The organism is Pseudomonas sp. SDO5591_S426 (genome assembly GCF_054070755.1).
The window spans coordinates 1-10485 of sequence record NZ_JBSVXD010000189.1 but is presented as its reverse complement, the minus strand read 5'-3'; the positions used below and the strand labels follow the sequence as shown (position 1 = coordinate 10485).

Annotated in this window: 10 protein-coding genes; 2 read left to right on the top strand and 8 right to left on the bottom strand. The window is 59.9% G+C overall.

Annotated features, from left to right (window positions below):
• Nucleotides 1–50 precede the first annotated feature (50 nt).
• From ACW9JC_RS25280 to ACW9JC_RS25260, 5 genes are all read right to left on the bottom strand, one after another.
• Nucleotides 51–587, bottom strand: a complete 537-nt coding sequence (locus tag ACW9JC_RS25280; RefSeq protein ID WP_338584023.1) for a DUF3299 domain-containing protein — start codon at nt 585–587, stop codon at nt 51–53.
• An 82-nt stretch (nt 588–669) separates the two neighbouring features.
• Nucleotides 670–915, bottom strand: a complete 246-nt coding sequence (locus ACW9JC_RS25275; protein WP_008030708.1) for a GlsB/YeaQ/YmgE family stress response membrane protein — start codon at nt 913–915, stop codon at nt 670–672.
• Between the two features lie 111 nt (nt 916–1026).
• The gene (locus tag ACW9JC_RS25270) at nt 1027–2109 is read right to left on the bottom strand and encodes a 5-(carboxyamino)imidazole ribonucleotide synthase (protein ID WP_338584022.1); all 1083 of its coding nucleotides are present in this window, start codon (nt 2107–2109) and stop codon (nt 1027–1029) included.
• A gap of 11 nt (nt 2110–2120) precedes the next feature.
• Nucleotides 2121–2612 carry a 5-(carboxyamino)imidazole ribonucleotide mutase gene (gene purE, locus ACW9JC_RS25265; protein WP_416128726.1) on the bottom strand — a complete coding sequence of 164 codons (492 nt, stop codon included), beginning with the start codon at nt 2610–2612 and terminating at the stop codon, nt 2121–2123.
• A 289-nt stretch (nt 2613–2901) separates the two neighbouring features.
• Nucleotides 2902–3810, bottom strand: coding sequence for a LysR substrate-binding domain-containing protein (locus tag ACW9JC_RS25260; RefSeq protein ID WP_416128727.1), 909 nt, complete (start codon nt 3808–3810; stop codon nt 2902–2904).
• A gap of 180 nt (nt 3811–3990) precedes the next feature.
• On the opposite strand from ACW9JC_RS25260, the gene aspA reads away from it, so the two are divergent.
• Nucleotides 3991–5415, top strand: a complete 1425-nt coding sequence (gene aspA / locus ACW9JC_RS25255) for an aspartate ammonia-lyase (protein ID WP_020797941.1) — start codon at nt 3991–3993, stop codon at nt 5413–5415.
• Between the two features lie 148 nt (nt 5416–5563).
• Here aspA and ACW9JC_RS25250 read toward each other — a convergent pair whose 3' ends face one another.
• From ACW9JC_RS25250 to ACW9JC_RS25240, 3 genes are all read right to left on the bottom strand, one after another.
• Nucleotides 5564–6337: a MetQ/NlpA family ABC transporter substrate-binding protein gene (locus ACW9JC_RS25250; RefSeq protein WP_457458366.1), complete on the bottom strand. Its 774-nt coding sequence runs from the start codon at nt 6335–6337 to the stop codon at nt 5564–5566.
• Nucleotides 6338–6409: 72 nt separating this feature from the next.
• Nucleotides 6410–7084, bottom strand: a complete 675-nt coding sequence (locus ACW9JC_RS25245; RefSeq protein WP_338584019.1) for a methionine ABC transporter permease — start codon at nt 7082–7084, stop codon at nt 6410–6412.
• Nucleotides 7084–8091: a methionine ABC transporter ATP-binding protein gene (locus ACW9JC_RS25240; RefSeq protein ID WP_416128729.1), complete on the bottom strand. Its 1008-nt coding sequence runs from the start codon at nt 8089–8091 to the stop codon at nt 7084–7086. Before ACW9JC_RS25240 ends, ACW9JC_RS25245 begins: the two co-directional genes overlap by 1 nt.
• Before the next feature lie 210 nt (nt 8092–8301).
• Between ACW9JC_RS25240 and katE the strand changes: the two genes are divergently transcribed.
• The gene (gene katE, locus ACW9JC_RS25235) at nt 8302–10440 is read left to right on the top strand and encodes a catalase HPII (RefSeq protein WP_457458363.1); all 2139 of its coding nucleotides are present in this window, start codon (nt 8302–8304) and stop codon (nt 10438–10440) included.
• Nucleotides 10441–10485: the final 45 nt, after the last annotated feature.

The following is a 10485-nucleotide window of genomic DNA, read 5'->3' as shown; positions in this document are numbered from 1 at the left end:
CTGTAGGAGCTGCCGAAGGCTGCGATCTTTTTTGCTGTTTGCCGAACCGATTACAAATCCGACTCTTTCACCACTCTGACTTTCGCCGCATCCAGCGCATACGCCGCATCCGCCAAATCATTGCTAACCTTCTCGACCTTCAACGTGCCGGTAACCCACAGCGGCGTGTAGATATCATTGAGTTTCAAGCCCTTCGGATACCGCACCAGCACCAGTTGATTGGGCGGCGGTGGCGGCACGTGGATGCACGCGCCCGGATATGGCACGAGGAAAAACAACGTGCTGTTGCCCTTGGCGTCGGACTCCAGCGGCACCGGATAGCCACCGATACGGATGTTCTTGTCGTTCATCGACGCCACGGTCTTGGTCGAATACATCACCGCCGGCAAGCCCTTGCTCTGCTTCATGCCACCCTTTTCGGTAAAGGTGCCAGTGGCTTCGGGGGAGTCGTGGTCGATTTCGGGCATGGCCTCGAGGGCTTTCTGGTCGGACTTGGGCATCAGTTCGAGCCAATCGGTTTCCGGCAGCTCGCCAGCATGGGCAAGGCCCGAACCGAGAAATAAAAGAGTCAGCAAAAGACGGCGCATGAAAATGCTCGGCAAGGAAAGGAAAACGCCGAGCATTCTAGCCCTCCCGGACTGCGCAGCCGAGAGGACTTTGTCGCTTGAATCAGTTCTTTTTGATCAGGCCGTAGATCACCAGCAACACCACGGCACCAACCAGAGCACCGATGAACCCGGCGCCTTGACCGGCCTGGTAGATGCCCAAGGCCTGGCCGCCGTAAGTGGCCGCCAGCGAACCGCCGATACCGAGCAGGATGGTCATGATCCAGCCCATGCTGTCATCGCCCGGTTTCAGGAACCGTGCGAGCAGGCCGACGATCAAGCCGATAAAGATGGTTCCGATGATTCCCATGGCATTTCCCTCTGAATGATTTGGCTATGCGAAAGCCTAGTCAGACTTTCGCATCCTGCCATGAGAGAACGGCGGCACCGCAATGGTTCCGCCGCTGCCACATGAAACTGTTTACTCGGCGATCAGCGCTTCGACCTTGAGGATCTGCGCAGCCAGCGTTTCGCGATCTGCACAACGCAGGTTGGCGTGACCGACCTTGCGGCCGACCTTGAACGCCTTGCCGTAGTGGTGCAGGTGGCAGTCGGCGATCGCAATAACCCTGTCGGTGTCCGGCACTTTACCGATGAAGTTGAGCATCGCGCTCTCGCCGACCTTGGCCGTCGAACCCAGCGGGAGACCGGCAACCGCCCGCAGGTGGTTTTCGAACTGGCTGCACTCGGCGCCTTCGGTGGTCCAGTGCCCGGAGTTGTGCACACGCGGGGCGATTTCGTTGGCCTTGAGGCCACCGTCGACTTCAAAGAACTCGAACGCCATCACGCCAACGTAATCCAGCTGCTTGAGCACGCGGCTGGAATAGTCTTCGGCCAAGGCTTGCAACGGGTGATCGGTGCTGGCCACGGACAGCTTGAGGATGCCGCTGTCGTGGGTGTTGTGTACCAGCGGGTAGAACTTGGTTTCGCCATCGCGAGCGCGCACGGCGATCAGCGAGACTTCGCCAGTGAACGGCACGAAGCCTTCCAGCAGGCACGCCACGCTGCCCAGTTCGGCGAACGTGCCGACCACGTCTTCAGGCGTACGCAGGACTTTCTGACCCTTGCCGTCGTAACCCAAAGTACGGGTTTTCAGCACGGCCGGGAGACCGATCGAAGCCACGGCGGTGTCCAGGTCGGCCTGGGACTGGATATCGGCGAACGCCGGGGTTGGAATCCCCAGGTCCTTGAACATGCTCTTTTCGAACCAGCGATCGCGGGCGATGCGCAGCGCTTCGGCGCTCGGATAGACCGGCACGAATTGCGACAGGAACGCCACGGTTTCGGCGGGTACGCTTTCGAACTCGAAGGTCACCAGATCGACTTCATCGGCCAACTGACGCAAGTGGTCCTGATCGCCGTAATCGGCGCGCAGGTGTTCGCCCAATGCAGCCGCGCACGCGTCAGGCGCCGGGTCGAGGAAAGCGAAGTTCATGCCCAGCGGAGTGCCCGCCAGCGCCAACATGCGACCCAACTGGCCGCCACCGATTACACCGATCTTCATCGTCAACAACCTCAGGCGATGCGTGGGTCTGGATTTTCCAGGACGCTGTCTGTCTGCTCAGCACGGAAGGTTTTCAGCACTTCGTGGAACTGCGGGTGCTTGGCGCCCAGGATACTCGCCGACAGCAGCGCGGCGTTGATCGCGCCGGCCTTGCCGATGGCCAGGGTGGCAACCGGAATGCCCGCCGGCATCTGCACGATGGAGAGCAGCGAATCGACGCCCGAGAGCATTGCCGATTGCACCGGCACGCCCAGCACCGGCAGGTGAGTCTTGGCCGCACACATGCCAGGCAAGTGGGCTGCGCCGCCGGCACCGGCGATGATCACCTCGATGCCACGCGCTTGCGCTTCTTCAGCGTACTGGAACAGCAGGTCCGGGGTGCGGTGGGCAGAAACCACTTTCACCTCGTAAGGGATGCCGAGCTTTTCCAGCATATCGGCGGTGTGGCTAAGGGTGGACCAATCGGACTTGGAGCCCATGATCACGCCAACCAATGCACTCATCGTCGTGCCTCTTCTCTCTGGGCGCCCGCAGGCGCATCAAAAAACAACAAGCCACGCAGAGTGCGTGGCTTGATTGTACGAATTATGGCCAGTCGTAACCGGCCGAAGGCCGCGCAGTATACCTCAATGAAGCAGATAAACAGCCCCCGAAACGACCATCTGTCAAATGAGCCAAAGGCCCGGTTTTATTGACCTGAAGGTCAGCCAAAAAGATCAAAAGATCGCAGCCTTCGGCAGCTCCTACAGGGGAACGCATTTCAACATGTAGCTGCCGCAGGCTGCGATCTTTTCAGGAAGCCTGTGCAGCGCCGCCTTCGAGCTTGCGCCACAACAGGCGCACATTCGCTTTGCGCACCAAGGCACAGCGATACAAACGAATCTCCAGCGGCACATGCCATTGTGGCCCGCCGCACACCACCAACTCGCCGCGAGCCAGTTCGGCACGAACGCTCAGCTGAGGCACCCAGGCAATCCCCAACCCTTCCAGCGCCATGCTTTTCAGGCTGTCGGCCATGGCCGTTTCGTACACCGTGGTAAACCGCAACGCCCGCTGGCGCAGCAAGCCGTTCACCGAGCGCCCGAGAAACGCGCCGGCGCTGTAGGCCAGCAGCGGCACGCTGGCCTCGCCCTCCAGATCGAACAACGGCTTGCCGTCGGCGTCCGCCGCACACACCGGCAACATTTCGGTGTGCCCCAAGTGCAGCGAAGGGAAAATTTCCGGGTCCATCTGCATCGCCGCATCCGGGTCATAGAACGCGAGCATCAAATCGCAGCCGCCTTCACGAAGCGCATGCACCGCGTCGCCGACGTTGGTCGCCACCAGCCGCGTGGCAATGTTCAAGCCTTCGTTGCGCAACTGCGCGATCCAGCGTGGGAAAAAACCTAGCGCCAGCGAGTGAGCAGCCGCGACCTGCATCACTTCGCCCTGCCCGCCCTCCAGATGATGCAGATGGCGCAGCACTTCACCGAGTTGTTCGACCACGGTGCGCGCGGTCACCAGAAACAATTGCCCCGCCGCCGTCAGTTCGACTGGCGTGCGCGAGCGATTGACCAGCGTCAGTCCCAACGCCGCTTCGAGGCTGCGGATTCGCCGGCTGAACGCCGGCTGCGTTACGAAGCGTCTTTCCGCTGCCTGGGAGAAGCTGCGGGTGGCGGCCAGGGCACTAAAGTCCTCCAGCCATTTGCTTTCCAGATTCATCACGTCCTCCCGGACACGCACCAATTTAGGTCACACGCTCGCCGTCAACTCGGCGTCACACGGGCATTATGCCGAATATGCATAGGCCAGTGTTTAACAGCATTGGCTCAAAATCCTCCACGAGCCTAGCATTTGCAGTGTTCCGGCACAGACCGGGTCCATATCGAGATGATTTCTATCATGTCCTCCGCTGCATCATTCCGCACAGAAAAAGACCTGCTTGGCGTACTCGAAGTACCGGCTCAAGCGTATTACGGCATCCAGACCCTGCGAGCGGTGAACAACTTCCGTCTCTCCGGCGTTCCGATTTCGCATTACCCGAAACTGGTAGTCGGCCTGGCGATGGTTAAACAAGCCGCCGCTGACGCCAACCGCGAGCTGGGTCACCTGAGCGAAGCCAAGCACGCTGCCATCAGCGAAGCCTGTGCACGACTGATCCGCGGCGACTTCCACGAAGAGTTCGTGGTGGACATGATTCAAGGTGGCGCTGGTACATCCACCAACATGAACGCCAACGAAGTGATCGCCAACATTGCTCTTGAAGCGATGGGTCACCAGAAAGGCGAATACCAGTACCTGCACCCGAACAACGATGTGAACATGGCGCAGTCGACCAACGACGCTTACCCGACGGCGATCCGCCTGGGTCTGCTGCTGGGTCACGACGCGCTGCTGGCCAGCCTCGACAGCCTGATCCAGTCGTTCGCTGCCAAAGGTGAAGAATTCAGCCACGTCCTGAAGATGGGCCGTACCCAACTGCAAGACGCCGTGCCGATGACCCTCGGCCAGGAATTCCGTGCTTTCGCCACTACCCTGGGCGAAGACCTGGCGCGCCTGAAGACTCTGGCTCCTGAGCTGCTGACCGAAGTGAACCTGGGCGGCACCGCGATCGGTACCGGCATCAACGCCGACCCGCGTTACCAGCACTTGGCCGTTCAGCGCCTGGCGACCATCAGCGGTCACCCGCTGGTACCGGCAGCCGACTTGATCGAAGCCACGTCCGACATGGGCGCCTTCGTGCTGTTCTCCGGCATGCTCAAGCGCACCGCGGTCAAGCTGTCGAAGATCTGCAACGACCTGCGTCTGCTGTCCAGCGGCCCACGCACCGGCATCAACGAAATCAATCTGCCGGCACGTCAGCCAGGCAGCTCGATCATGCCTGGCAAGGTCAACCCGGTTATCCCGGAAGCCGTAAACCAGGTGGCGTTCCAGATCATCGGCAACGACCTGGCCCTGACCATCGCGGCCGAAGGCGGCCAACTGCAACTGAACGTGATGGAGCCGCTGATCGCTTTCAAGATCTTCGACTCGATCCGTCTGCTGCAACGCGCCATGGACATGCTGCGCGAGCACTGCATCACCGGTATCACCGCCAACGAAGAACGTTGCCGTGAACTGGTCGAACACTCGATCGGCCTGGTTACCGCGCTGAACCCGTACATCGGCTACGAAAACGCCACCCGCATCGCCCGCATCGCGCTCGAAAGCGGCCGCGGCGTGCTGGAACTGGTGCGCGAAGAAGGCTTGCTCGACGACGCCATGCTCGCCGACATCCTGCGCCCGGAAAACATGATTGCTCCGCGTCTGGTTCCGCTGAAAGCCTGAACCGACGCATCACTTGTAGCACCGCTCACCAGGTCGAGGGACTAGACACCTCTCACCTTTTGAGGGCTTGGAGATCACTCTCCAGGCCCTTTTTTTTGGGCAAAAAAAGGGGCGCATTGAATGCGCCCCTTTTTCGTTTCATCCGCAATCAGAACGCCGGCACGACCGCGCCTTTGTACTTCTCGAGAATGAAGGCTTTCACTTCCGGGCTGTGCAGCGCGGCAACCAGTTTCTTCATCGCTTCGCTGTCCTTGTCATCAGGACGCGCCACCAGAATGTTCACGTAAGGCGAATCGCTGCCTTCGATGACCAGAGCATCCTTGGCCGGATCGAGCTTGGCTTCCAGCGCGTAGTTGGTGTTGATCAGCGCCAGGTCGACCTGGGTCAGCACGCGCGGGATGGTCGCGGCTTCCAGCTCACGGAACTTCAGGTTTTTCGGGTTCTCGGTGATGTCCTTGACGGTCGACAGGATGTTGTTGGCATTCGCCAACTTGATCACGCCAGCCTTGGCCAGCAGCAACAGCGCACGGCCGCCGTTGGTGGCGTCGTTCGGGATAACCACGGTGGCGGTGCTTGGCAGCTCATCCAGGGTTTTGTATTTGCTGGAGTAAGCGCCCAGCGGTTCCAGATGCACGCCAGCCACGGAAACCAGGTTGGTGCCTTTGGCCTTGTTGAACTCATCGAGGTACGGCTGGTGCTGGAAGAAGTTGGCGTCCAGGCGTTTTTCCGCGACTTGCACGTTCGGCTGGATATAGTCGGTGAAGACTTTGACCTTCAGGTCGACGCCTTCTTTGGCCAGCGCCGGCTTAACGAATTCGAGGATTTCCGCGTGCGGAACCGGGGTCGCCGCGACAGTCAGGGTGTCGGCAGCGTGGGCGGAAAAGGCTGCAACGGCAGCGAACGCGACGAGTAGTTTCTTCATTCAGCTAACTCCATGTGGGTACCCGCTTGCGGCGCCCGTTTGGCGCCTGCCAGCGAATGGCCGGCTCAGGTCTTACTTACGGGAAAAGTGGACGACCAGTTTGTCGCCGACGGTTTGCAGTATTTGAACCAGTATCAGCAGCAACACCACCGTGACCACCATCACGTCGGTCTGGAAACGTTGGTAGCCGAAGCGGATGGCCAGGTCACCCAAGCCTCCCGCGCCGACCACACCGGCCATCGCCGTGTAGGACACCAGCGTAATGGCTGTCACCGTAATCGCAGCGTAGATGCCCGGACGGGCTTCGGGCAGCAAGGCGTTGGTGATGATCTGCCGCGTGGTCGCGCCCATGGCCTGGGTCGCTTCGATGATGCCGCGATCCACTTCACGCAGGGCGGTTTCCACCAGTCGAGCGAAGAACGGCGTGGCACCGACCACCAGCGGCGGGATCGCGCCAGCGACGCCAAGGGACGTGCCGGTGATCAACACCGTGAACGGAATCATCACGATCAACAGAATAATGAACGGCAACGAACGCAGGATGTTCACCACCAGCGACAACATCGCGTAGACGCCTTTGGCTTCCAGCAACTGGCGCGGGCTGCAGAGGAACAGCAACACGCCCAGCGGCAGGCCCAGCAGCACGGTGAATAACAGCGAACCGCCGAGCATCAGCAGGGTGTCGCCCGTGGCCAGCCAGATTTCGAACCAGTCGATATTGGCGAAGAAACTTGTCAGGGCTTCCATTAACGCAGCACCTCCATGTGGACGTCGGCTGCGGTGAAGCGGGCGAAGGCCGCTTCCATATCACCACCGGTCACGGCCAGGGTCAGTTGCCCGTAGGGAATGTCTTTGATGCGATCGATACGACCGGCGAGGATGCTGTAGTCCACACCCGTTTCGCGGGCGACGGTACCCAGCAGCGGCGCGTAGGTCGCTTCGCCCTGGAAGGTCAGACGCACAATGCGACCCGGCACATGAGCGAAGTCGTCGCGCTGCTCGCTTTCGTCGATCTGTTCGTCTTCCTGCACGAAGCGCTTGGTGGTTACGTGCTTCGGATGCAGGAACACATCTGCTACCGGACCTTGCTCGACGATCACGCCCGCGTCCATCACGCCAACTTGATCGCAGACTCGGCGGATCACGTCCATTTCATGGGTGATCAGCACGATGGTCAGTTTTAGTTCGCGATTGATCTCGGCCAGCAATTGCAGGACTGACGCGGTGGTCTGCGGGTCCAGTGCGCTGGTGGCTTCGTCGCACAGCAGGATTTTTGGCTTGGTGGCCAGGGCGCGGGCGATGCCCACACGCTGCTTCTGGCCACCGGACAATTGCGCCGGGTATTTCCTGGCGTGATCGGACAAGCCAACCCGCGCCAGCAATTCGGCCACGCGCTGATCGATTTCACTGCGCGACAGCTCACCGGCCAGCGTCAGCGGCATGGCGACGTTGTCGGCCACGGTCTTGGACGCCAGCAGGTTGAAGTGCTGGAAAATCATCCCGACCTGCTGACGGAAACGGCGCAAACCATTGGCGTCGAGCGCGGTGACTTCTTCGCCGTCGACGATGATCTTGCCGCCGCTGGAGTTTTCCAGGCGATTGATCAGACGCAGCAGGGTACTTTTTCCCGCACCGGAATGGCCGATCAGGCCAAAGACCTGACCGTTCTCAATCGTCAGATTGGTCGGGTGCAGGGCGGGGATATCCCTACCGGCGACGCGGTAGGTTTTATGGACGTTTTGAAACTCGATCACGTAGCGAACCTTGTGGGGCGCGTTAGAAAAGGATCAGCGGTTAGCCGGGCGCGCATTTTAGCCTGTCCGTATAGCAGTTCTTAGCATTTATTTCGCATTCGACCAGTCATTTGGCAATAACGCGATCAAAGGTCAGATAAAAGGAACGGCTAAAAACGCCACCAGTCACTAATTAGGCACCCCGAAAAAATGCCTGAGGAGAGATGCCTGATGAGCACCAAGAAGCCTGCCGCCACCAAGAGCGCACTGGCCGGGACCGACACCCTGGACCGCAACAACACCAACGCCAAACTCGATAGCCTGGAAAAATTCCGCTCCGACGCCACCGGCCAGGCCTTGCGCACCAATCAAGGCGTCAAGGTGGCGGACAACCAGAACACGCTGAAGGCCGGGGCTCGCGGGCCGTCGCTGCTCGAAGACTTCATCATGCGTGAAAAGATCACGCACTTTGACCATGAGCGCATTCCCGAGCGCATCGTCCACGCCCGGGGTGTCGGTGCCCATGGTTACTTCCAGAGCTACGAGAACCACAGCGTGCTAACCAAGGCAGGTTTCCTACAAGACCCAAGCCTGAAGACACCGGTGTTCGTGCGCTTTTCTACGGTGCAAGGCCCTCGTGGGTCAGGCGATACCGTGCGAGACGTCAGAGGTTTCGCGGTGAAGTTCTTCACCGAGGAAGGTAACTACGACCTGGTGGGCAACAACATGCCGGTGTTTTTCATTCAGGACGCCATCAAGTTTCCGGACTTCGTACACGCGGTCAAACCCGAGCCGCACAACGAAATGCCTACCGGGGGTTCGGCCCACGACACCTTCTGGGACTTTGTTTCACTGCAACCTGAATCGGCGCACATGGTCATCTGGGCGATGTCCGACCGGGCAATCCCCAAAAGCCTGCGCAGCATGCAGGGCTTCGGTGTGCACAGCTTTCGCATGATCAATGCCGAGGGTAAATCTCGCTTTGTGAAATTCCACTGGCGCCCCACTGCCGGGGTTTGCTCATTGGTGTGGGACGAAGCGCAAAAGCTCGCGGGTAAAGATACCGACTACCACCGTCGCGATCTGTGGGAAGCCATTGAGATGGGGGACTACCCGGAATGGGAGCTGGGTGTGCAGGTTATCGAGGAGGAAAACGAACACGCCTTCGATTTCGACATCCTCGACCCCACCAAACTCATTCCTGAGGAACTCGTACCGATTACGCCGCTGGGCAAAATGGTGCTCAATCGCAACCCGGACAACTTCTTTGCCGAGACCGAACAGGTCGCGTTCTGCCCCGGGCATGTGGTGCCGGGCATCGATTTCTCTAACGACCCGTTGCTGCAAGGTCGGCTGTTTTCCTACACCGACACGCAAATCAGCCGACTCGGCGGACCGAATTTTCACGAGATCCCGATCAACCGGCCCATTGCTCCGTTCCATAGCGGTCAGCGGGATGCGTTGCATCGCACCGTCATCGACAAGGGCCGCGCATCTTACGAGCCGAATTCCATCGATGGCGGCTGGCCGAAAGAGACGCCACCCGCTGCACAGGATGGCGGCTTCGAGAGTTATCCGGAGCGTATCGACGCCAACAAAATCCGCCAACGCAGCGAGTCTTTCAGCGACCATTTTTCCCAGGCACGGCTGTTTTTCCACAGCATGAGCAAGCACGAGCAGGAACACATCATTTCGGCCTACAGCTTTGAACTGGGTAAAGTCGAACGCGAGTTCATCCGTGCAAGGCAGGTCAATGAAATCCTCGCCAATATCGATCTGGAACTGGCCAAGCGGGTGGCGCAAAACCTCGGGTTGCCAGCGCCGACGGCCGGGACGGTCGAAGTGCCGAAAATATCGCTGGAGCGCTCGCCGGCCTTAAGCCAGGCCAATTTGCTGCCCGCGGATATCAAGACCCGCAAAGTGGCGATCCTGGCAGCCAATGGCGTGGATGGCGCGGCGATTGATGCGATGAAGAAAGCGCTGGAAGCCGAAGGCGCCCACGCCAAACTGCTGGGGCCAACCTCGGCGCCGGTGAAAACCGCCGACGGCAAGATGTTGCCCGTGGATGCGTCCATGGAAGGCTTGCCTTCAGTGGCATTCGACGCGGTGTTCGTGCCCGGTGGCGCGGCCTCAATCAAGGCACTGAGCACTGACGGCGTGGCGCTGCATTATTTGCTGGAGGCTTACAAACACTTGAAGGCGATAGCGCTGCATGGCGAGGCGAAGCAGTTGCTGGATGTGTTGAAGCTGGAGGCGGATGCGGGGTTGATCGTCGGGACGGATGCCAAGCTGTTCAAGGCGTTTTTTGCGGCGATCGGGCAGCATCGGGTTTGGGACAGGGAGGCGAAGGCCAAGGCTGTTCCGGCCTAAAAAGCAAAAGATCGCAGCCTGCGGCAGCTCCTACAAGGGAATCAC

Excerpts from the sequence above, each read along its gene's own strand:
- purE (WP_416128726.1), bottom strand. The coding sequence starts at position 2,612 with ATGAGTGCATTGGTTGGCGTGATCATGGGCTCCAAGTCCGATTGGTCC.
- ACW9JC_RS25260 (WP_416128727.1), bottom strand. The coding sequence starts at position 3,810 with ATGAATCTGGAAAGCAAATGGCTGGAGGACTTTAGTGCCCTGGCCGCC.
- ACW9JC_RS25280 (WP_338584023.1), bottom strand. The coding sequence starts at position 587 with ATGCGCCGTCTTTTGCTGACTCTTTTATTTCTCGGTTCGGGCCTTGCC.
- katE (WP_457458363.1), top strand. The coding sequence starts at position 8,302 with ATGAGCACCAAGAAGCCTGCCGCCACCAAGAGCGCACTGGCCGGGACC.
- ACW9JC_RS25275 (WP_008030708.1), bottom strand. The coding sequence starts at position 915 with ATGGGAATCATCGGAACCATCTTTATCGGCTTGATCGTCGGCCTGCTC.
- ACW9JC_RS25250 (WP_457458366.1), bottom strand. The coding sequence starts at position 6,337 with ATGAAGAAACTACTCGTCGCGTTCGCTGCCGTTGCAGCCTTTTCCGCC.
- ACW9JC_RS25270 (WP_338584022.1), bottom strand. The coding sequence starts at position 2,109 with ATGAAGATCGGTGTAATCGGTGGCGGCCAGTTGGGTCGCATGTTGGCG.
- ACW9JC_RS25245 (WP_338584019.1), bottom strand. The coding sequence starts at position 7,084 with ATGGAAGCCCTGACAAGTTTCTTCGCCAATATCGACTGGTTCGAAATC.
- aspA (WP_020797941.1), top strand. The coding sequence starts at position 3,991 with ATGTCCTCCGCTGCATCATTCCGCACAGAAAAAGACCTGCTTGGCGTA.